The organism is Ensifer adhaerens (assembly GCF_002940685.1).
GTDB classification, from domain to species: Bacteria; Pseudomonadota; Alphaproteobacteria; order Rhizobiales; family Rhizobiaceae; genus Ensifer; species Ensifer adhaerens_E.
On the sequence record NZ_PNFP01000027.1, the window covers coordinates 26,624 to 46,262 of the forward strand.

19 protein-coding genes are annotated in these 19,639 nt (G+C 63.5%); 13 read left to right on the forward strand and 6 right to left on the reverse strand.

Annotated elements, in window-relative coordinates; translation table 11 throughout:
• Positions 1–34: 34 nt before the first annotated feature.
• Entirely contained in the window at positions 35–289 is a 255-nt protein-coding gene (locus tag C1A35_RS33275; RefSeq protein ID WP_158665235.1) for a hypothetical protein, read from the forward strand.
• A 73-nt stretch (positions 290–362) separates the two neighbouring features.
• On the opposite strand, the gene C1A35_RS33280 is transcribed toward C1A35_RS33275, so the two are convergent.
• Together C1A35_RS33280 and C1A35_RS33285 are read right to left on the reverse strand one after the other, a co-directional pair.
• On the reverse strand, positions 363–1,466 hold the full coding sequence (locus C1A35_RS33280; RefSeq protein ID WP_104668502.1) for a M24 family metallopeptidase: 1,104 nt from the start codon (positions 1,464–1,466) through the stop codon (positions 363–365).
• Between the two features lie 320 nt (positions 1,467–1,786).
• On the reverse strand, positions 1,787–2,479 hold the full coding sequence (locus C1A35_RS33285) for a GntR family transcriptional regulator (protein ID WP_104668503.1): 693 nt from the start codon (positions 2,477–2,479) through the stop codon (positions 1,787–1,789).
• Between the two features lie 187 nt (positions 2,480–2,666).
• Here C1A35_RS33285 and C1A35_RS33290 point away from each other — a divergent pair, with 187 nt between their 5' ends.
• From C1A35_RS33290 to C1A35_RS33300, 3 genes are all read left to right on the forward strand, one after another.
• Positions 2,667–4,034 (forward strand): glutamine synthetase family protein, encoded by a 1,368-nt coding sequence (locus C1A35_RS33290; protein ID WP_104668504.1) that lies wholly within the window; start codon positions 2,667–2,669, stop codon positions 4,032–4,034.
• Entirely contained in the window at positions 4,031–5,344 is a 1,314-nt protein-coding gene (locus C1A35_RS33295) for an NAD(P)/FAD-dependent oxidoreductase (protein WP_210202587.1), read from the forward strand. The genes C1A35_RS33290 and C1A35_RS33295 overlap by 4 nt, the downstream gene beginning before the upstream one ends.
• A gap of 252 nt (positions 5,345–5,596) precedes the next feature.
• A complete protein-coding gene (locus tag C1A35_RS33300; RefSeq protein ID WP_104668506.1) occupies positions 5,597–6,511 on the forward strand; it encodes a transglutaminase-like domain-containing protein in 915 nt (304 codons plus the stop codon).
• Between the two features lie 295 nt (positions 6,512–6,806).
• Here C1A35_RS33300 and C1A35_RS33305 read toward each other — a convergent pair whose 3' ends face one another.
• Both C1A35_RS33305 and C1A35_RS33310 read right to left on the reverse strand, forming a co-directional pair.
• Positions 6,807–7,199 carry a YybH family protein gene (locus C1A35_RS33305; protein ID WP_104668507.1) on the reverse strand — a complete coding sequence of 131 codons (393 nt, stop codon included), beginning with the start codon at positions 7,197–7,199 and terminating at the stop codon, positions 6,807–6,809.
• Positions 7,200–7,242: 43 nt separating this feature from the next.
• Positions 7,243–7,860 carry a TetR/AcrR family transcriptional regulator gene (locus C1A35_RS33310; protein ID WP_104668508.1) on the reverse strand — a complete coding sequence of 206 codons (618 nt, stop codon included), beginning with the start codon at positions 7,858–7,860 and terminating at the stop codon, positions 7,243–7,245.
• A gap of 115 nt (positions 7,861–7,975) precedes the next feature.
• Between C1A35_RS33310 and C1A35_RS33315 the strand changes: the two genes are divergently transcribed.
• The 7 genes from C1A35_RS33315 (at position 7,976) to C1A35_RS33345 (ending at position 15,187) form a co-directional block, all read left to right on the forward strand.
• Positions 7,976–9,073 (forward strand): ABC transporter substrate-binding protein, encoded by a 1,098-nt coding sequence (locus C1A35_RS33315; RefSeq protein WP_104668542.1) that lies wholly within the window; start codon positions 7,976–7,978, stop codon positions 9,071–9,073.
• 108 nt (positions 9,074–9,181) lie between these two features.
• Complete coding sequence (locus tag C1A35_RS33320; protein WP_104668509.1) at positions 9,182–10,066, forward strand: ABC transporter permease; 885 nt, start codon at positions 9,182–9,184, stop codon at positions 10,064–10,066.
• Between the two features lie 2 nt (positions 10,067–10,068).
• Complete coding sequence (locus C1A35_RS33325) at positions 10,069–10,860, forward strand: ABC transporter permease (protein WP_104668510.1); 792 nt, start codon at positions 10,069–10,071, stop codon at positions 10,858–10,860.
• Positions 10,857–11,957: an ABC transporter ATP-binding protein gene (locus tag C1A35_RS37285; protein WP_104668511.1), complete on the forward strand. Its 1,101-nt coding sequence runs from the start codon at positions 10,857–10,859 to the stop codon at positions 11,955–11,957. Before C1A35_RS33325 ends, C1A35_RS37285 begins: the two co-directional genes overlap by 4 nt.
• Positions 11,958–11,961: 4 nt before the next feature.
• The gene (locus C1A35_RS33335; protein ID WP_104668512.1) at positions 11,962–12,696 is read left to right on the forward strand and encodes an MBL fold metallo-hydrolase; all 735 of its coding nucleotides are present in this window, start codon (positions 11,962–11,964) and stop codon (positions 12,694–12,696) included.
• A gap of 16 nt (positions 12,697–12,712) precedes the next feature.
• Positions 12,713–14,146 carry an aldehyde dehydrogenase family protein gene (locus C1A35_RS33340; protein ID WP_104668513.1) on the forward strand — a complete coding sequence of 478 codons (1,434 nt, stop codon included), beginning with the start codon at positions 12,713–12,715 and terminating at the stop codon, positions 14,144–14,146.
• Positions 14,147–14,296: 150 nt separating this feature from the next.
• Positions 14,297–15,187: a DMT family transporter gene (locus tag C1A35_RS33345; protein ID WP_369126488.1), complete on the forward strand. Its 891-nt coding sequence runs from the start codon at positions 14,297–14,299 to the stop codon at positions 15,185–15,187.
• Positions 15,188–15,218: 31 nt separating this feature from the next.
• Here the strand turns inward: C1A35_RS33345 and C1A35_RS33350 are convergent, their stop codons facing one another.
• Positions 15,219–16,397 carry an aminotransferase gene (locus C1A35_RS33350; protein ID WP_104668514.1) on the reverse strand — a complete coding sequence of 393 codons (1,179 nt, stop codon included), beginning with the start codon at positions 16,395–16,397 and terminating at the stop codon, positions 15,219–15,221.
• A gap of 17 nt (positions 16,398–16,414) precedes the next feature.
• Positions 16,415–17,461: a LysR substrate-binding domain-containing protein gene (locus C1A35_RS33355; RefSeq protein WP_104668515.1), complete on the reverse strand. Its 1,047-nt coding sequence runs from the start codon at positions 17,459–17,461 to the stop codon at positions 16,415–16,417.
• Between the two features lie 222 nt (positions 17,462–17,683).
• On the opposite strand from C1A35_RS33355, the gene speB reads away from it, so the two are divergent.
• A complete protein-coding gene (gene speB, locus C1A35_RS33360; protein ID WP_104668516.1) occupies positions 17,684–18,745 on the forward strand; it encodes an agmatinase in 1,062 nt (353 codons plus the stop codon).
• Positions 18,746–18,837: 92 nt separating this feature from the next.
• Positions 18,838–19,632, forward strand: coding sequence for a transporter substrate-binding domain-containing protein (locus C1A35_RS33365; RefSeq protein WP_104668517.1), 795 nt, complete (start codon positions 18,838–18,840; stop codon positions 19,630–19,632).
• Positions 19,633–19,639 lie beyond the last annotated feature (7 nt).

Sequence of the window (19,639 nt, forward strand, 5' to 3'; positions counted from 1 at the left end):
CTTCAGGCGTAGACAGGAGACAAGGAGCTTGAAGATGTTGAAATCGGGATATGTGTTTGCAGCCGCGATGGTCGGCGCGTTCTTCGCCGTGGCGGCTGTCGCCAGCGATGTGGAAGCGCAGATGCGCACCAGAAAGGGCGAATACTACGAGGGGATCCAGCGCAAGCCCTATGGCCACTACTGGATCTGGCCGCCGGTCGAGCAACGGGAGCCGTCCTACAAGAGGCAACCTGGCAAGAAGGGAAAGGTCGAGCAGACGCCGAGGCCGCGCAAGCCGTCGGCACTGTAGACGCGCCCATACGCGAAGCGACAAGGAGAAGCGGCGCCCGAGGGCGCCGCAACTTCATTCAGACCTTGTTTTATCAAACCTTGGCGACGTGAACGTCGCGGGGGAGCGAGGAGAGAACCTCCGGCCCGTCCTCGCGCAGGATGACGATGTCTTCGAGGCGGATGCCGAAGCGGCCGGGAAGGTAGATGCCGGGTTCGATCGAGAACACCATGCCCTCTTCCAGCACGGTTTCCGAGGTCGCGGTGATGTAGGGCGGCTCGTGGCCGTCGATGCCCATGCCGTGGCCGGTGCGGTGGACGAAGTACTCGCCGTAGCCGGCATCCGAAATCACCTTGCGGGCAGCAGCGTCGACCTCCTTTGCAAGCACGCCCGGGCGGGCCGCCTTCAGCGCTGCCTGCACGGCTTTTTCGACGATGGTGTGGATCTGGCCGTAGCCTTCGGGCGCGGGGCCGACGATCGCCATGCGGGTGATGTCGCTCGGGAAGCCCTGCTTGCGGCCGCCGATATCGATGACGACGGCGTCGCCTTCCTCGATCACCCGCTCGCTGGCGGAATGGTGCGGGAAGGCGCCATTGCCGCCGGCGCCGACGATCCAGAAGGCCGGTGCCGCACCCTCGGAGGAAAAGTGCCCACGGATCTCGGCGGCCAGTTCCTTCTCGGTCATGCCCGGACGGATCTTCGCAAACGCTGCCTGCATGGCGCGGTCGGCGATACCGGCGTTCATCTTCAAGAGGTCGTATTCGCTCTTGTCCTTGCGCATGCGCAGCGCGCCAAGTGTTGCCGGGGTGAATTCACGGGCGGTATCGGCTGGCAGCGCATCGATCAAAAGCAGCGCGAAATCGGCGCGCATGGTTTCATCGAGAACGATACGGACCGGGGAAGCGGCGCCAACGTCGGCAAGCGCTGCGTCCAGTGCTTCCGCCGGGCCTAGGTCATCGGCCCAGTTGTGAAAGGCGATGTCGGTGTGCTCGCGCGTGCCTTCGGCGTTGAGCGCCGGCATCAGGAAGGCTTCCTTTTCCGGGCCGATCAAAAGCAGGCAGGGGCGCTCGTCCGGGTGCGGATGATAGCCGATCAGCCAATCCATGTGCGATCCCGGCGCGAGCGCGACGAGGCCGACATTGCTTTCGGCCATCTTGCGGCGGAGCGCTGCAAAACGGCTCTTCGAGAGTTCCGTCATGGTGTTTCCAGTTCTGGCTTGAGGATTTGAAAGGTCGGAGACGGCCGCGCTTCAGGCGGGCCGCTGCGGACAGGGACGGATCCGTGTGGGCGTGAAGGCGCGCCTACGGGGAATGTCTGCGTCCGGTATGGACGATGTTTCGGGATGCGGATTTGTGGCTCTTCAAGCGGACTCCTCCCCCTCGAAATGCGCGAGCGTAGGCCTCGGGAGCCTGTTGCTTCCCGTTGCTATGCATCTGTATTTCAACGACTTTGGTGTCGAGCCTCGGACTTGTCAATACGGAATTTTAGTCACACTAAAATTTGTGAGCCGACGATTGCTCAAGCCGCCAGCCGAAGCAGGCGCGCGACGGCCTGCTGGTCGAAGCCGCCGATGCCTTCGCGGATATCGGCGGCGATCGCGTCGGCGGCGGCCTCTTCGTCACGCCGCCTCAAGGCCTCGATCGCTTCGCGGTGGCGATCGACGACGTAGAGTTCGGTGACGTGTTCCATCGCAATGCCGAGGATCGGGCCGAGCTGCAGCCAGACGCTTTCGATCAGCGGCATGGCGACTGCATCGGGATTCGCTGTGTAGATCATCCGGTGGAACGCCTGGTTGGCGATCAGCGCCGCGACCTTGTCGCCCTTGCGTATCTCCGTCTCGATGCTGTCGTCGATCGCTACGATCTGCTCGATCTGACGCTCGGACAGGTGCGCGACGGCCCGGCGGGCGGCATGGCTTTCGAGCGCGATGCGCAGCGAGATCAGCTCCGCGAAGCGGGCAGGGGTGATGTGCGGCACGACGATGCGGCGGTTTTCGAGAAACTGCAGCGCGCCGATGGAGGTGAGCTGGCGCAACGCCTCGCGCACCGGTGTCGGGCTGCTTTCAAGCGCCTCGGCAAGGCCGCGGATGGTGACGGATGTGCCGGGTCGAAAGGCGCCGACCATGATCGCCTGGCGCAGCCGGTTGAAGGCGTAGTCATGCGTGGTCATGCCGTCGGGTCGGCCGAGTGGCGGTAAGGCAAGGGGTTTCAAGAGCGCATGTCCTTCTGCCCGGATTGGGATGGCTTTCTCACAGCGAGGGGGCGTTTGGCAAACGCCCGCATACACTTTTCCGCGTCCCGCTCTACGTCAAACGCGTGATAGCACTGCCGCTGCTTGACTCCAATTCCTGAATTATGTCAACTTTCTAAAAATGTGATCACAAAAAGAGATTTGCGATATGTCGCTCGACGCGGAAGATCCCAGTGCATTCAAGGCATGGCTCGAGCAGAACGGGCCGATCGAAAGCATCCAGGCGGTGGTCTGCGACCTCAACGGCATCATGCGGGGAAAACGCGTTCCGGTGGAGCAGGCCGGCAAAGTGCTCGGCGGCGGCATCCGCATGCCGCTCTCGATCGTCGGCGTCGACGTCTGGGGCGAGGACATCATCAACAGCGAGCAGGTGTTTGCGAGCGGCGACCGTGACGGCATCTGCGGTGTCACCGGGCGCGGCGCGCTGCCGGTCAATTGGACCTCGCGACCGAGCGCTCTCGTACCGCTCTGGCTGCAGCTCGAAGATGGCAAGCCGTTCCTCGCCGATCCGCGCCAGGCCTTGGCGGCCGTCGTGCGTGAATACAAGGAGCTGGGTTTGCGCCCGGTCGTTGCCACCGAGTTGGAGTTTTACCTGATCGATCCGGAGCCCGACAGCGCCGTGCCGCCGATCTCGCCCTATACCGGTAAACGGCTCGACTCCGACGCGATCCTGTCGATCGACGAGCTTGATGATTTCGGCGAGTTCTTCTCCGACGTCTACAAGGAATGCGCCCGGCAGAACGTGCCGGCGGATGCGGCGATCGCCGAAAACGGCATCGGCCAGTTCGAGATCAACCTGCTCCACACCGACGATCCGCTGAAGGCGGCGGACGACGCCATCTTCTTCAAGCGCATCGTCAAGGGCGTGGCGCGCAAGCATGGGCTTGCCGCGACCTTCATGGCCAAGCCCTACGGCACCCGGTCGGGCAACGGTCTGCACATCCATTTCAGCCTGCTCGACGAGGAGGGCAACAACGTCTTCAACGATGGCAGCGACGAGGGCTCATCGATCCTGAAGAACGCTGTTGCCGGACTGCTGCGCGGCATGGCCGAGACGACGCTGCTGTTTGCGCCGCATTTCAATTCCTACCGACGGCTGAGGCCCGATACCCATGCGCCGACGGCCGTCTGCTGGGGCTATGAGAACCGCACCTCGGCGATCCGCATTCCCGGCGGCAATCCCGCCGCGCGCCGTATCGAGCACCGCGTCGCCGGTGCCGACGCCAATCCCTATCTCGTCATCGCCGCGATCCTCGGTGCCGCATTGGTCGGCATCCGCAACAAGTGGAAGCCACCGGCGCCGGTTTCGGGTCGGGCCTATGCAGCGGAGAAACTGCCCAAAATTCCCTCGGAATGGGGGCAAGCGGTCGACAGCTTCGAGGCAGGACCGATTGCCGCCGAAATCTTCGATCCCGTGCTGCGCTCGATGCTGATCGCCTGCAAACGCCAGGAGATCGCAGGCTTTGCCGAGCAGGTCACGGACTACGAATTCAGCGCCTATCTGGAAATCGTCTGATGCTTACCAAACAGAAATCCTATGCCGGCGACGGCAGCTACCCGACCAGTTACTACGCCGCCTCGCGCAACATCATCCGCACGCCCGTCCGGCTTCAGGGTCGGGTCGAGACCGACATCTGCGTCGTCGGCGCCGGCTATTCCGGCCTGTCGACGGCGATTCATCTTGCCGAAAAGGGCTACAAGGTCGTCGTCATCGAGGGCGCGCAGGTCGGTTGGGGTGCTTCGGGCCGCAATGGCGGCCAGGTCGTCAACGGTCTCAACGCCAGCCTGTCGACGATCCAGCGCCGCTATGGCGATGATGCCGCGCGCTTCATCGGAGGGCTGGTGCAGGAGGGCGGCAAGATCATCCGCCGCCTCGTCAGCCAGTACCAGATCGACTGCGACCTGAAGCCGGGCAACATCTACGCCGCCTATACGCCCGCGCATATGAACGAACTCGAAGCCAAGCAGGCGCTCTGGCGCAAGTACGGGATGGATGATCACCAGCTTCTCGACCGGGAAGCGCTGGGCAAGCTCGTGAAGTCCGACGCCTACTGCGGCGGCATGCTCGACACGACAGGCGGCCACATGCATCCGCTCAATCTCGTGCTCGGCGAGGCACGCGCCTTCGAAGGCATCGGCGGCACGCTCTACGAACAGTCGCCGGTGACGCGGGTCGATCACGAGGCGGCGCGGCCGACGGTCTATACCGAGGGCGGCGAGGTTTCCGCGCGCATCGTCGTTCTGTGCGGCAATGCCTATCTCGGCGACGCGGTGCCGAAACTCGTCTCGCGGGTGATGCCCGTGTCGACGCAGATGATCACGACGGCTCCGCTCGGCGAAGAACTGGCCCACTCGCTGATCCCGAGCGACATGTGCGTCGAGGACGTGCGCTACATCCTCGACTATTTCCGCCTGTCTGCCGACAAGCGCATGATCTTCGGCGGCGGCACCGTCTATGGCGGCACCGATCCGGCCGATGTCGTCGCCAAGCTGAAGCCCAATCTCGAAAAGGTGTTTCCTGAACTGAAGGGTGTGAAGATCGACTATGCCTGGAGCGGCAACTTCGCGCTTTCCTTCACCCGCGTGCCGCAGATGGGGCGGATCGGAAGCAACACCTACTTCGCCCACGGCTATAGCGGCCACGGCGTTACCGGATCGCACCTCTTCGGCCGCACGCTCGCCGAGGCGATCGACGGCGACACGACCCGCTACGACGTCTTCGAGAAGCTGCCCTGGTATCCGTTCCCGGGCGGTCGCATGTTCCGCGCACAATATTCGACGATCGGTTCCTGGTGGTACCAGTTCAAGGACGCCGTCGGCCTTTAGCGGCCGTCGTAGTCTACGAGAACGCGCATGCGGGTAGGGGCGTTTTCGCGACGATCGCGATATCGCCCCGCTGCCGGATGCGCTACTATCGGGTTTGACATCGGCCTGTCCGTTGGAGGGGAGGCTCGTGGCGTTTGCTGGCATGGGACCGACTGCGCGGTTCTGGCCTACGGATACCAAGGGGGTGCCGCGTCATCTGGCGGGGCAGGGCAGACGGGAAGGGGTGCTTTCCGTTGAACTTGGAGGTCTGAGATGTTCGTGCGCTTTGGCTATGAAATCGGCATTCGCTGTCCGCAACCAACGCCGATGATGACCTACCTTTCCGTGGCGAAGGAGCGGCGGCCGGGGCTTCGCCGCGAGCATGGGCCTTTGCCGTCTCCGCTTGTGAAGATGGAAGAGATTACCGACCCGCACGGCAATGGCTGTCTGCGCATGACCGCGCCGGAGGGGGATTTCAAGCTCACCTATGATGCGGTGATCGAGGACGACGGCAGGCTCGACGCCTCCGATCCGCTCGCCGAGGCGGTGCCGGTGGAAGCGCTTCCGCCGGCATGGTTGCCCTATCTGGCGGCCAGCCGCTATTGCGAGACGGACCGGCTGGGGGCGCTTGCCTGGCGGCTGTTCGGAGACGTGCCGGCCGGCTGGGATCGGGTGCAGGCGATATGCGACTATGTGCATGAGCGGCTCGTCTTCAGTTACGGCTATGCCCAGGCGATGCGCACGGCGCTCGAGACGCACGAGGATCGCGTCGGCGTCAGCCGCGACTACGCCCATCTGGCAATAACCTTCTGCCGCTGCATGAACATGCCGGCGCGCTACGTGAACGGCTACATGGCCGACATTCCCAAAAGCGACAATCCGGCGCCGATGGATTTCAACGCCTGGTTCGAGGTCTTTCTCGGCGACCGCTGGCATACGTTCGATGCCAAGAACAATCAGCGGCGGGCGGGCCGCATAGCGGTCGCCCGAGGGCGTGACGCGGCGGATATTCCGCTGATCCAGACGTTCGGCAAACACGAACTGACCGCCTTCACGGTCTGGACCTGCGTTGAGGTGGACAGCGCGCTCAAGGGTTCCCACCGCGCCTCCGACGTCTCGCTTCTGACCCCCTGGTTCAGCGAGAGCTGGTCGAAACACCTGCAGGACCGCGATCGCAATCGGCATTGACGACGACGGTTCCGCCGAACCGATTTTTCACGACACGCACATTTAGCGGAAAATAATATCTATAAACTCAATCGAGAATATAGGAGAACGGAGGAAAGCGGGTTATGGTCCGCGAACGAGAAACGGAGAGACGCGATGAACGTTTCGAGACCGATGATTCAGACCCGGTACGCGCTTTATGCATCCGCACCTCAGCGTCGATCGTTCGTCCATCTGGTCCCGCACGCAATTGCGATCGTTGCGGCCTTTTCCTTTGTCAGCGCCGTCGTTTTTGGCGCCTTCTGACCTCTCGATATCAGTCGTGGCGCGACAGGTGCTCGTGCACGGCCATCCATTCCCCTGACGCTGTCTTCTGGAAAACGATCGTTTCGCGCTCGTCTGCCGTTGCCGGCTCGCCGTTGAATTCGAGCTCGGTATTGACGCGGTGGGTGAAGACAGCGACGTCGCCGGCCGCCTGAACATGGCGTTCGCTTGACCGGCAGGCGCGGACGCGAAAGCCGTCCCGCTCCTCCCAAAGCGCCCATTCCGCCTCGTACTCGGCCCGGCTTTTCAACGGCCGATCGAGCGTGTGGAAAATGAACGTGGCATTTGGCGAAAAGGCCGAGAAATAGGCGGCGCGGTCGTGCCGGGCAAAGGCATCGACAAGTCGGTCTGCAGCGGCGAGCACCGCCTGTTCGAGATCTGACATCAGGTTCCCTTGGTGTGTTCGTGGCGTATGCGTTTCGTGATGCTCAGCGCGCTGCGATCAGCGTCGCCAGCGGCCGGTTCTGGCGTGAAACGCGGGCCTTCAGGTCGTCGAGCGTCATCGGCTCGCGCTTGGCGAACTCGGTGAACATCGTGTTGAGATTGTTGAAGAACATCTCGCCGACCGCCTCGGCATCGATGTCGATGGCGACGACACCCTTGCCCTTCAGCTTGAGGATCAGGGTCGAGACCTGCTCGCAGAGTCGGCCGTCGAGTTCGGTATAGCGCTTGCTGAACGGGCTTTCCGGCTGCTGGATGGCGATCGCCATCGCCGTGCGCCACATTTCCTTGCTGAGATAGTAGAGCGAGTGGTCGTAATAGACGCCGATCAGGGCGTCGAGCGCGCCCATGACCGAAGCCGGCGGGTCCTCGACGATGGCGCGGCCGGCGTCAAGCACTTCCTCGACTTCCATCGAGACGGTGGCGAGCAGGATGTCGCCCTTGTTTTCATAGTAGTTGTAGAAGGTCCCGACCGAGATCTCGGCGCGCTCGGCAATGTCCTCGATGCGGGCGCTGTCATAGCCCACTTCGCGAAAGAGCGCGGCGGCGGCGTCGAGAATACGCCGGTTCCGATCGGCTTTTTGCCGTGCGCGCAGTCCCGTCATCTGATATTTCCCCGAATTATGAATTGGTTCAAAATTGAGATTGACTTAAAAAATGAATTCATTCAATCTTTTTTTGAAGACGCCGGAACGAGCGTCAAAACAAGAGGGCAACAGCATGATCCAGTCCGTTCGTGACGGTGCGCGCCGGCGCCGTTTTTTCTCCTCCACTGCCGCAGTTGCGATCGCCGCGCTGTCCACCGTCGCAGCGCCCGCACCCGTTTTCGCCCAGGAAGAGCTCAATGCGCTCGTCTGGTGCGACCACACCGATCCGGCGCTGCTTGAACCCTTCGAGAAGGCCAACGACGTCAAGGTGAACGTCAAGGTCTATGAGGGCACCGGGGCAGGGCTCTCGATCCTCGATCAGTCGCAGCCGGGCGATTGGGACGTGCTCGTCATCGACGGCGTCGACGTGCACCGCGCCATCGATCTCGATCTGCTCGCCGAAATTCCCGCCGATGCGCTGCCGACCGCAGACATCTTCCCGGAAGTGCGCATGGAGGCGAACAACACCAAGGACGGCAAGACCTACGCCGTCACCGAGAAGTTCGGCTACAACACGATTTCCTACGACAAGACCAAGGTCGATCCGAAGGACATGCAGGACCTGTCGGTCATCTGGTCGGACAAGTACAAGGGCCGCATCGCGCTCTACGACTATTACCTGCCGATGATCGGTCTCGTCGGCCTCGGCCTCGGCAAGAAGACCTCCGAGCTTACCGAAGCGGACATGCCGGCGATCAAGGAAAAGCTCGCAGCGATGCGGGCAATGTCGAAGCAGGTGAGCGACGTCGTCTCCTCGCAGACGGCGCTTGCGACCGGCGAAGTCGACATCCTCGTCGGCGGCGGCGAGTGGATCACCGCCGTTCTTTCGGCCGACAAGCCGAGCCTCGACTGGACCATTCCGGAACAGGGCGCCGTGCGTTGGGCCCAGTCGATTGGCGTCATGAAGGACTCGACCAAACAGGATCTGGCGCTGAAGTTCGTCCAGTACATCCTGAGCCCCGAGGGCCAGGCGCGGCTTGCGACCTCGTCCTGCTACTGGGCGATGCCCGCCAATGCCAAGGCGGGCGACCACCTGACGGACCAGCAGAAGACGGCGCTGCGCTTCAACGAGCAGGCCGAATACCTGAAAAAGAGCCAGCTCTATCCGATCCCGTCGGCCGAACTCGACCAGCAGTTCCAGGACGCCTGGACGGAAATGCTGCAGCAGTAACGACAAGAGCGGGCGCGGCTGATGCTGCGCCCGCCTCACCTTCGTTGTGGGCCGCTGCGGCGGCGCAAGGGCAAACCATGCCCGCAACCCTTGAGCCCCGGGATAGCCATGGCAGACGCCGGAACCCTTTCAACAGCGACAGCGCTCGAAGACGCGGACCGCCGCAAGGCCTGGGGTTTCGTCGCCCCGGCGCTTCTGTGGACCATCGCCTTCTTCGTCGTGCCGTTCGCCTTCATGGCGGCGATGAGCCTCTGGAAGCGGGAAGGGCGGGATCTCGTTCGCGTCTGGAATTTTGACAACTACGCGCGCTTCTTCTCCGAGAACGCGCTGTTCCAGGGGCTGGTCAATTCGCTCGAAATCACCGTCATCGTCACCGTGATCTCGGTGCTGCTTGCGTATCCGCTTGCCTGGATCATCGCCGAGCGCGTGCCGAAGCGGCTGCAGCGCATGGCGCTGATCCTGGCGATCCTGCCGTTCTGGACCTCCTATGTCGTGCGCTCCTATTCCTGGCTGCTTGTCTTGTCGAAGAACGGCGTCATCAACCAGCTGTTCCTGAACATCGGCCTGATCTCCGAGCCGCTTGAACTTGCCAGCACCCGCACCGCGACGGTGATCGGCTTCGTGCACTTCTTCGTCATGCTCCTGACGCTGACGATCTATTCAAACCTCATCCAGCTGTCGCCCAACTATCGCCGTGCGGCCGCCGATCTCGGCGCCAACGCCTTCCAGACCTTCTGGCACGTGGTGCTGCCCTTGACGCTGCCCGGCATCATGACCGGCGCCTTCCTCACCTTCGTTCTGTGCATCGGCGATTACGTCACGCCGCAGATCCTCGGCGGCAACAATGAGCTGGTGCTGCCACAGATCATCATGCTGCAGCTCGGGCGCCGGGCGGACTTCCCGATGGCGGCGGCGCTGTCGATCGTGCTGATGCTCGCCGTCACCGTTGCCTATCTCGCCTGCGCCCGCTGGCTGAAGATCGAGAGGGCCTGAGGATGCTGCGCCAGATCTCCGCAAGCGTGCTCTCCTGGGCCTATCTCGCCCTCGTCTACGCCTTCATCTTCCTTCCGGTCGCCGTGCTGGTGCTCTTTTCCTTCCAGGATGGCCGCCTGCCGGTGCCGCCGTTCAACGGCTTCTCGCTGCAATGGTACGAGGCGGTGTTCGCAGACCGCAAGCTGATGGCGGCACTCGGCAATTCGATGGTCGTGGCGCTCGTCTCCTCTGTTATCTCGGTGCTGCTCGGCTTTCTCGCGGCCTATGCGCTGGCGCGCTACAAGCTGCCGGGCTCGGCGCTGCAGCGCGGCCTGCTGATCGCGCCGATGACGGTGAGCTACCTGATCATCGCGCTCGGCCTGCTCTCGCTGATGAACGCGCTGCATGTCCCGCTATCGCTGATGACGGTCGGCATCGGTCATGTGGTGATCAACCTGCCGCTCTGCTTTGCCATCATCTATGCCTCGATGGGCGATCATCACATCAACATCGAGCGCGCGGCGCGTGACCTCGGCGCCAATGATTTCAAGGTGATGGCGCTGGTGACGGCACCGATGCTGATGCCGTCGATCCTGGCGGCCTTCTTCCTCTCCGTCACTTTCAGCTGGGACGAATTCATCATCGCCTTCCTCTTGTCGCGCTTCGACGTGACGCTGCCGGTCGAGATCTGGAGCATGCTGCGCTCCGGCCTCAACCCCAAGACCAATGCCATCGGTTCGCTGGTGTTCCTCGCCTCGGTCGCCGTGCTCCTCATCCTTGAGCTTTCCCTTTTCGGAAGGACGAAAAAACAATGACCGCTTGCGTCTCGATCGAAAACGTCAGCAAGATCTTCGGCGCCTTCACCGCGCTGGACAACGTCTCCCTCGATATCCGGGCGGGTGAGTTCATCGTGCTGCTCGGGCCTTCGGGCTGCGGCAAGACCACGCTTCTGTCGATCCTCGGCGGTTTCCAGTCGCCGAGCTCAGGACGGGTGTCGATCGCCGGAAAGGACATGACCTATGTGGCGCCGGCCAAGCGCCCGACGACGACGATGTTCCAGGACTATGCGCTGTTTCCGCATATGCGCCTGGTCGACAATGTCGGCTTCGGGCTCAGGATGCGCGGCCTTGCCAGGGCCGCGCGCGACGAAAAGGCGCTCGGTTTCCTCGACCTCGTCGGCCTGAAGGCCTCTGCCCACAAACGGCCGCACGAACTCTCGGGCGGCCAGCGCCAGCGCGTGGCGCTCGCCCGCGCGCTTGCGGTTGACCCCGACGTACTTCTGCTCGACGAGCCGCTCGGCGCGCTCGATCTCAAGCTCCGCCGCCAGATGCAGGACGAACTGAAGGCGATCCAGAAGCGGGTCGGCACCACCTTCGTGCATGTGACCCACGACCAGGAAGAAGCGATGGCGATCGCCGACCGCATCGTGGTGATGAACCAGGGACGGATCGAGGATTTCGGCCCGCCGTCGGAGATCTACATGCGGCCGCGCTCGCTGTTTTCGGCGGGCTTCATGGGCGAGGTCAATTTCGTTTCCGGCCGTGTTGCGGCGGCCGATGCAAGCTCTGCCCATGTCGAAACGCCACTCGGCAGCCTGGCTTTGCCGGCGAAGAACTTCACGGCATCCGCGCCGAAGGCCGGCGACCGGATCACGCTGACGATCCGGCCGGAGCATTTCCGCGCTGACGACAAGGCGGAGGGGCCGACGGTGGTGCTTGGCGAGGCGCGCGTTGCCGGCAGCGCCTTCTTCGGCACGCATTATCGCTGCCATCTGCAGCCCTCTGCCCCGGATACGCGGGCGCTGGTGGCGCATCTGCCGCAGTCGGCCAGCGTGCGCGAAGGCGAAATCGTGCCACTTGCGGTGCGCGCAGCCGACGTCGTAGCCTTGCCCGCCACAGGTGGACATGCGTAGCACCATGCAGAGAATTGCGCCCAAGGACTGGTATCGCGTCAGGCGGCTCGACGACGACGTCACCGCCATCGACGAGCCCTATATCCAGGAGTTCTACCGCTGCAACATCTGGCACGTGCGCGGCCGCGACCGCGACATGCTGGTCGATAGCGGCATGGGCGTGGTGTCGCTCAGGGAGTGGGTGCCGCTCGTCACCGAGCGTGCCTTGGACGCCGTTGCCAGTCACACCCATTTCGACCATATCGGCTGCCACCACGAGTTCGACTGCCGCTGCGTGCATGCGGCGGAAGCCGAGCTTCTGGCTCACCCGACGCGCAGGAACACGCTCGCCGACCCCTACGTCGCCGACGAGATCTTCGACGCGCTGCCGCCCGAGCCCTATGCGTCCACCACCTATGCGGTGAAGGCGGCGCCGGCGACGCGGCTGTTGGAAGATGGCGACCATATCGACCTCGGCGACCGGGTGTTCGAGGTGATCCACACGCCGGGCCATTCGCCGGGCGGCATCGCGCTCTATGAGGCGAAGACCGGCATCATGTTCTCCGGCGACATCCTCTATGACGGGCCGCTGATCGAGGACACCTATCATTCCAACGCCGACGACTACCTGGCGTCGATGGAACGGCTGCTGACGATCCCCGCGCGTATCGTTCACGGCGGACATTTTCCGAGCTTTTCGGGTGAGCGTTATCGAACGCTGATCCGCGACTGGCTCATGGAAAAACAGAAGACAAACTGACGGGAAGGAGGAGCGTATGCTCGACAAACGCAAGTTCTACATCAATGGCGCCTGGGTGGATCCCGTGGTCGCAAACGACCTCGAGGTGCTGAACCCGGCAACGGAAAAGCCCGTTGCCGTCATCTCGATGGGCACGGCCGAGGACATCGACCGCGCCGTTGCCGCCGCCAAGAAGGCCTTTGCCAGCTATAGCCAGACCAGCGTCGAGGAGCGCCTGGCGCTGCTTGAAAAACTGCTTGCCGTCTACAAGCGCCGCTATGACGAGATGGTCGACACCATCACCATGGAGCTCGGCGCTCCGAAGACCATGACCCGTGAGCAGCAGGCCGATGTCGGCGTCGGTCACCTGCAGGGTTTCATCGACGCGTTGAAGCGGCTGAAGAGCCGCGACCGGCTGCCGAACGGCGACGTCATCCTGCGCGAGCCGATCGGCGTCTGCGGCCTGATCACGCCCTGGAACTGGCCGATCAACCAGATCGCGCTGAAGGTGGTGCCGGCACTTGCGACCGGTTCGACCTGCATCCTGAAGCCAAGCGAGTTCACGCCGCTCAACGCCATGCTCTATGCTGAGATGGTGCACGAGGCTGGCTTCCCGGCCGGCGTCTTCAACCTCGTCAACGGCGACGGCATCAACGCCGGTGCCGCCCTTTCCAAGCACCGCGACGTGGACATGATGTCGTTTACCGGCTCGACCCGCGCCGGCATCGCCGTCAGCAAGGATGCAGCCGAGACCGTCAAGCGCGTGACGCTGGAACTCGGCGGCAAGTCGCCCAACATCGTCTTTGCCGATGCCGATCTCGAAGACCGCGTCACCGGCAGCGTGCTCGAATGCTTCAACAATTCCGGCCAGTCCTGCGACGCACCGACCCGCATGCTGGTCGAGCGCAGCGTCTACGACCAGGTGGTCGAGATCGCCAAGCGCGTCGGCCGGGAGGCCAAGGTCGGTGACCCGACCAAGGAAGGCGGCCATATCGGTCCGCTCGTCAGCCACATCCAGTTCGGCCGGGTGCAGGCGCTGATCGAGGCGGGTATCGCCGAAGGCGCGCGCCTCATCGTCGGCGGTGCCGGCAAGCCCGAGGGCTTCGAGACCGGCTACTTCGTCAAGCCGACGATCTTTGCCGACGTCAACAACGACATGCGCATCGCCCGCGAGGAGGTCTTCGGTCCGGTGCTTGCAATCATCCCCTTCGACACCGAGGAGGAAGCGATCGCCGTTGCCAACGACACCAATTACGGTCTTGCGGCCTATGTGCAGACGGGCGACCCGAAGCGGGCCGAGCGGGTCGCCGCCCGCCTTCGCGCCGGCATGGTGCACATCAACGGCGGACCGCATCGGTACGGCAGCCCGTTCGGTGGCTACAAGCAGTCGGGCAACGGTCGTGAAGGCGGCATCTTCGGTCTCGAGGATTTCCTCGAAGTGAAGACCGTGCATGTGCCGGACGCTGCGTGAGCCGCAAGACACCGTAACAAAGATTGAAAGCGGCCGTCGCATCCTGCGGCGGCCGTTTTTTCTTGCAGGCCTCGACGCACAGGGGCTGTTGCGGCCTGTTCGCATCTGGTAGCTCGTCGGCTTCCTGCCTCAGACGCCAGCTCCTTCCGGATGCCTCCCGTGACCCATGCTTCCCATTCCCACAATCGTCTTGCGATGGCCGCGCTCCTCATCGGTGGCGCCGCGATCGGTGGTTCGCCGATCTTCGTGCGTCTGTCGGAGGTGGGGCCGATGGCGACCGCCTTCTGGCGGGTGGCGCTGGCGCTGATCCCGCTTCTCGCCTGGACATGGTTCCGCCCTGAGGGTGCCGGTGGGCGACGGCCGGAAAAGCTCTCGGAATATGCGCTTCTGATCCTGCCCGGCGTGTTTCTCGCCATCGACCTTGCGGCCTGGCACTACGCGCTGACGAAGACCTCGGTCGCCAATGCGACGCTGCTTGCCAACCTTGCGCCCGTTTTCGTGACGCTTGCCAGCTGGCTTCTGTTCCGTTCGCGTATCAGCGCTGTCTTTGCCATCGGGCTGGTGACGGCAGTCGTCGGTGTGGTCACCCTCAAGGGCGGGCCGATGGCGCTGGGCGAGGGCAATCTCGTCGGTGACGGCATCGCGATCGTCGCGGCGATGTTCTATGCCGGCTACATCCTGGCGATCGGGCGGTTGCGCAGCCTGTTCAGCACGATCAGGATCATGGTCTGGAGCACGGCCTCGGCGGCCATCTGCATGCTGCCGATCGTGCTTCTATCGGAACCGACGCTGTTGCCGCCGACCGCCTTCGGCTGGGCGATGCTGTTTGGCCTTGCCTTTATCAGCCATGCCGGCGGGCAGGTGGCGATCACTTATGCACTGGCGTATCTGCCGCCCGCCTTTTCCTCGTTGACCCTGCTGTTGCAGCCGGTCGTGGCGGCGATCCTCGCCTGGATGCTGTTGGCCGAACCGGTCGGCCTGATGCAGGCGATCGGCGGAGCGATCGTTCTTCTCGGTATCCTGATCGCGCGGCGCGGGTAACGCCGCGCGCTTTATACGTTACTTCAATGGTTTAGAGGCCCGGCGGAGTGAAGTTCGCCAGCCGCTCCTCAAGCTGGCGGATCGTGTCGGCATCGGCGTTTGCAAAGGCAAAGCGCAGGTAGTTCTCCTGGCCTTCGCCGAAATAATCGCCGGGCAGGCAGACGACGCCGGCGAGCTTTGCCAGCTTCTCGGCAATGAACTGCGAGTCGATATCGGGGAAGGGGTGGCGGACATAGGCGAAGTAGGCGCCGACCGCCTGCAGCTTCCACTTCGGCAAGCGGCTCATCACATCCCTGAGCGCATCGGCGCGGGCGGAGATCTCGGCGCTGTTGGCCTGGCGCCAATCGGCGAGTGCTGGAATGGCCCTGGCAACGGCGGCCTGGGCGGAACGCGGCGCGCAGATTTGCAGGTTGTCCATGATCTTCGTCACCTGCTCGATGACTTTGGGGCCGGCGGTGATCGCACCCAAACGATGGCCGGGAATGCAGAAGGACTTGGAGAAGCTGTAGAGACCGATGAAGCTATCCTGCCAGCCTTCGCTCGCAAGCAGCCCATGGGGTGCTGCCGAAGCATCCGGTAGGAAGTCGCGATAGGTTTCGTCGAGGATCAGCCAGACGCCCTTGGCACGGCAGGCCTCGTGGATGCGGGAGAGAAGCTCCGGCGGATAGACGGCGCCGGTCGGGTTGTTGGGCGAGACGAGCGCCAGCGCCCGGATGCCGGGACGAAGGGCTGCTGCGATCGCATCGACCTCCGGCAGGAAGCCGGCGCCGGCATCACAGGGTACGAGCTCGACGTTGATGCCGAGCATCGACAGCGTCGTTTCCTGATTGAAGTAATAGGGGTTGGTCATCAGGATCGTATCATCAGCGCCGGCGATCGCCATCGCCGTGCAGATGAAGGCCTGGTTGCAGCCCGAGGTGATGTGGACGTTGTCGGCCGAAACCGTCGCGCCATAGAGTTCTGCGACATGGGCGGCATAGGCCTCGCGCAGCACCGCTTCGCCCTCGATCGCGCCATAGCCGGTATAGGCGGTGGAGGCGGCAGCCTCGCCGAGCCAGGACAGCATGTCCGGATGGGCGGGATAGCCGGGCACCGCCTGCGACAGGTCGATCAGCGGACCACGGGAGCCGTCGTAGGATTTCGCCCAGGCCAGCACCGAGGGTACTGGCGGCGGCGAGAGCTTTTCGACGAGCGGGTTGAAATGCGGCATGGCGGCGTTCCTGTAGGTTAGGCTTTGGCTTTACGCTTTTGCGGGCGATCGGGTCGGCGGGCTCGGCTCGGCGCCGAAACCGGCTGAAAGCTGTCCTTGCCCGATTTACGATCTGTCGGCTCGGATTTCGAGGTGCGGCTGCGAATAATCGTGCGTGCCGACGTCTGGAGTTCCGGCATGGGGTCGCTCTCGAGTGTGGCGAACATCCAGTCGATGAAGATGCGCACGATCGGGGCTGCCAGCACCTCGTTGCGGCAGGCAACGAAGAAGGCATCGTTGGCGGGCACGGTCAGGTCGAAGGGCGCGATCAGTTCGCCGCGCGCGATCAGGCTGCCCGCGGTGATGGTGTCGCCAAGCGCCACGCCCTGATTGTGCAGCGCCGCCTCGGTCGAAAGCCTGGCGTCGCTCATGAAATGCTGCCGCCCGCGCTGCAGGTCGCTGGCGTCGGCCGCGGCAAGCCAGGTGTTCCACTCGCGCCCGTCGTCGCCATGCAGCATCACGTGGTCGCGCAGATCCCGCACCGAGCGCAAGGGCCGCATGTTGAGCAGGGTCGGGCTCACGACCGGGAAGAGTTCCAGCCGACTCCAGAGCTTGGCCCAGGCGCCCGACCAGTTGCCGTCGCCATAGATCAGGCAGACGTCGACATCGGGCGAATGCAGATAGGCTTCGTCGTTGGAGGCGATCAGCGTCAGGCGCACGTCTGGATACTGCTCGGTGAAGAGATGCAGCCGCGGGATCAGCCAGAAGGAAAGCAGAGCCGGGACGCAGGTGATCCGGAGTTCTCCGCTCGTCGTCGGCCGTGTCATCGCCGCGGTCGCCGCTGCGATCTCGGCAAAGGCATGGGTGACGGCCGGAAGCAGCAGCGCGCCCTGCGGCGTCAGTTTCAGCCGCTTGCCGCCGCGCTCGAACAGGGCGGCGTTGACCGAGAGTTCGAGCGCACGGATCTGGTGACTGATCGCTCCGTGGGTCACGTTCAATTCGCGTGCGGCCGCAGACACGGAGCCCCGCCGCGCCGTCGCTTCGAAGGCGCGCAAGGGGTTCAGGGGCGGCAGGCGGCTGGACAAATCAGAGGGTTCCGGCGGCAGTTCAGAATGTGAATTTTTCTCACACGAAACGCTATAACAATGTCAATTGATTTTCCAGAGGAATTGCCGCCTAATATTCATCAACAAAGGCGAAAACGCCTGGGGAACATGATCGCGCCGGACAAGCCGGCTCATCCGCAGAGAGATATCTGTGGCGCCCTCGCGCGCATGCCTCAGGCTATGGATGACGGAGGACCACCGATGGCCTGGGACGATAACAAGCTTGCCGAACTCAAGGCGAAATACGGCGAAAGCCATGGCGGCGAGCTGTTCGACCCGACCTTTCGCAAGGTCGCCGACAAGATCTTCAACAAGAGCGGCACGCGGCTTGCGCCCTATTCCGGCATCCCGACCTTCCTGACCGCGCCGCATATGCCCGTCGATGCCGAAAACCCGGATTTCGGCAATCTGCAGGTGGCGATCGTCGGCATCCCGATGGATCTTGGCGTCACCAACCGTCCGGGCTCGCGCTTCGGACCGCGGGCGCTGCGTACGATCGAGCGCATCGGCCCCTACAACCACGTGCTCGGCTGCACGCCGGTGCAGGAACTGCGCGTCGCCGATATCGGCGACGTGCCGTTCCAGAGCCGCTACCGGCTGGAACTCAGCCATGACGATATCGAAAAGCGCATCAACCAGATCGTCGATGCCGGCGTGCTGCCGCTGTCGGTCGGCGGCGACCATTCGATCACCCATCCGATCCTCAAGGCCGTCGGCAAGAAGCGCCCGGTCGGCATGATCCACATCGACGCCCACTGCGACACCGGCGGCGCCTACGACCTCACCAAGTTCCACCATGGCGGTCCGTTCCGCAACGCCGTGCTCGACGGCGTGCTCGACCCGACCCGCGTGGTGCAGATCGGCATTCGCGGCTCGGCCGAATATCTTTGGGAGTTCTCCTACGAGTCCGGCATGACGGTCATCCACGCCGAGGAAGTGACCGGTCTCGGCATTCCCGCGATCATCGAGAAGGCGAAGAAGATCGTCGGCGACGGCCCGACCTATCTCTCCTTCGACATCGACAGCCTCGATCCGAGCTTCGCGCCGGGCACCGGCACGCCGGAGGTCGGCGGCCTCACCACCCGCGAGGTGCTGGAACTGATCCGCGGCCTCAAGGGCATCAACCTCGTCGGCGGCGACGTCGTGGAAGTGGCACCACAATATGACTCGACCACCAACACGGCGCACGCCGGCGCGCAGGTGCTCTTCGAAATCCTGAGCCTCATGGTCTTCAGCCCGGCGATCACCGGCAAGTCGGCTTGAGGCCTGACTAAGGGTTCGTCGGCCGCCGGACCGGAAACGGCGGCCGACCACCAGACATCACAATCACAAAGCTTCCGGGTAGGGGAATTACCATGACGATCCATTCGAAACTGAAGACAGCCTTCGCCGCCGCCCTGATGCTGGGTGCCGCCGCCGGCATCGCCAAGGCCGACGCGCTCGCCGACATCAAGTCCGCCGGCCAGATCAATGTCGGCATCTTCTCCGACTTCCCGCCCTTCTCCTCGGCGAGCGCCGACATGAGCATCAAGGGCTACGACGTCGACGTGGCGCAGCAGATCGCCGACAGCCTCGGCGTCAAGCTCAACCTTGTCAGCGTCACGGGCCAGAACCGCATTCCCTATCTCAACGACAAGCGCGTCGACATCCTGATGAGCGTCGGCTTCTCCAAGGAGCGCGCCGAAGTCATCGACTTCGCCGCGGCCTATGCACCTTACTACATCGCCGTCATCGGCCCGGCCGAGCTGAAGGTCGCCGGCAAGGAAGATCTCGCGGAGAAGACGATCGCCGTCAACCGCGGCACGCTGGAAGACACGTCGCTCACCGAGGCAGCGCCGGCCAATGCCGACATCCAGCGTTTCGACAACTACAATGCGGTCATTCAGGCCTTCATCTCCGGCCAGACCCAGCTGATGGTCGTTGGCAACGACGTTGGTGCCCAGGTGCTGGCGCGCCAGGAGGCCCTGAAGCCGGAGCAGAAGTTCCAGCTCCTGACCTCGCCGTCGCATATCGGCCTCAACAAAAACGAAGAGGGGCTGAAGACTGCGGTCAACGATGTGGTCGCCAAGATGCTCGCCGACGGGAAGCTCAACGCGAGTTCGGAAGCCTGGCTGAAGACGCCGCTTAACCCCGACAACCTCAAGGACTAAAGGCACC

Excerpts from the sequence above, each read along its gene's own strand:
- C1A35_RS33275 (WP_158665235.1), top strand. The coding sequence starts at position 35 with ATGTTGAAATCGGGATATGTGTTTGCAGCCGCGATGGTCGGCGCGTTC.
- C1A35_RS33280 (WP_104668502.1), bottom strand. The coding sequence starts at position 1,466 with ATGACGGAACTCTCGAAGAGCCGTTTTGCAGCGCTCCGCCGCAAGATG.
- C1A35_RS33290 (WP_104668504.1), top strand. The coding sequence starts at position 2,667 with ATGTCGCTCGACGCGGAAGATCCCAGTGCATTCAAGGCATGGCTCGAG.
- C1A35_RS33300 (WP_104668506.1), top strand. The coding sequence starts at position 5,597 with ATGTTCGTGCGCTTTGGCTATGAAATCGGCATTCGCTGTCCGCAACCA.
- C1A35_RS33305 (WP_104668507.1), bottom strand. The coding sequence starts at position 7,199 with ATGTCAGATCTCGAACAGGCGGTGCTCGCCGCTGCAGACCGACTTGTC.
- C1A35_RS33310 (WP_104668508.1), bottom strand. The coding sequence starts at position 7,860 with ATGACGGGACTGCGCGCACGGCAAAAAGCCGATCGGAACCGGCGTATT.
- C1A35_RS33315 (WP_104668542.1), top strand. The coding sequence starts at position 7,976 with ATGATCCAGTCCGTTCGTGACGGTGCGCGCCGGCGCCGTTTTTTCTCC.
- C1A35_RS33320 (WP_104668509.1), top strand. The coding sequence starts at position 9,182 with ATGGCAGACGCCGGAACCCTTTCAACAGCGACAGCGCTCGAAGACGCG.
- C1A35_RS33325 (WP_104668510.1), top strand. The coding sequence starts at position 10,069 with ATGCTGCGCCAGATCTCCGCAAGCGTGCTCTCCTGGGCCTATCTCGCC.
- C1A35_RS37285 (WP_104668511.1), top strand. The coding sequence starts at position 10,857 with ATGACCGCTTGCGTCTCGATCGAAAACGTCAGCAAGATCTTCGGCGCC.
- C1A35_RS33335 (WP_104668512.1), top strand. The coding sequence starts at position 11,962 with ATGCAGAGAATTGCGCCCAAGGACTGGTATCGCGTCAGGCGGCTCGAC.
- C1A35_RS33340 (WP_104668513.1), top strand. The coding sequence starts at position 12,713 with ATGCTCGACAAACGCAAGTTCTACATCAATGGCGCCTGGGTGGATCCC.
- C1A35_RS33345 (WP_369126488.1), top strand. The coding sequence starts at position 14,297 with ATGCCTCCCGTGACCCATGCTTCCCATTCCCACAATCGTCTTGCGATG.
- C1A35_RS33350 (WP_104668514.1), bottom strand. The coding sequence starts at position 16,397 with ATGCCGCATTTCAACCCGCTCGTCGAAAAGCTCTCGCCGCCGCCAGTA.
- speB (WP_104668516.1), top strand. The coding sequence starts at position 17,684 with ATGGCCTGGGACGATAACAAGCTTGCCGAACTCAAGGCGAAATACGGC.
- C1A35_RS33365 (WP_104668517.1), top strand. The coding sequence starts at position 18,838 with ATGACGATCCATTCGAAACTGAAGACAGCCTTCGCCGCCGCCCTGATG.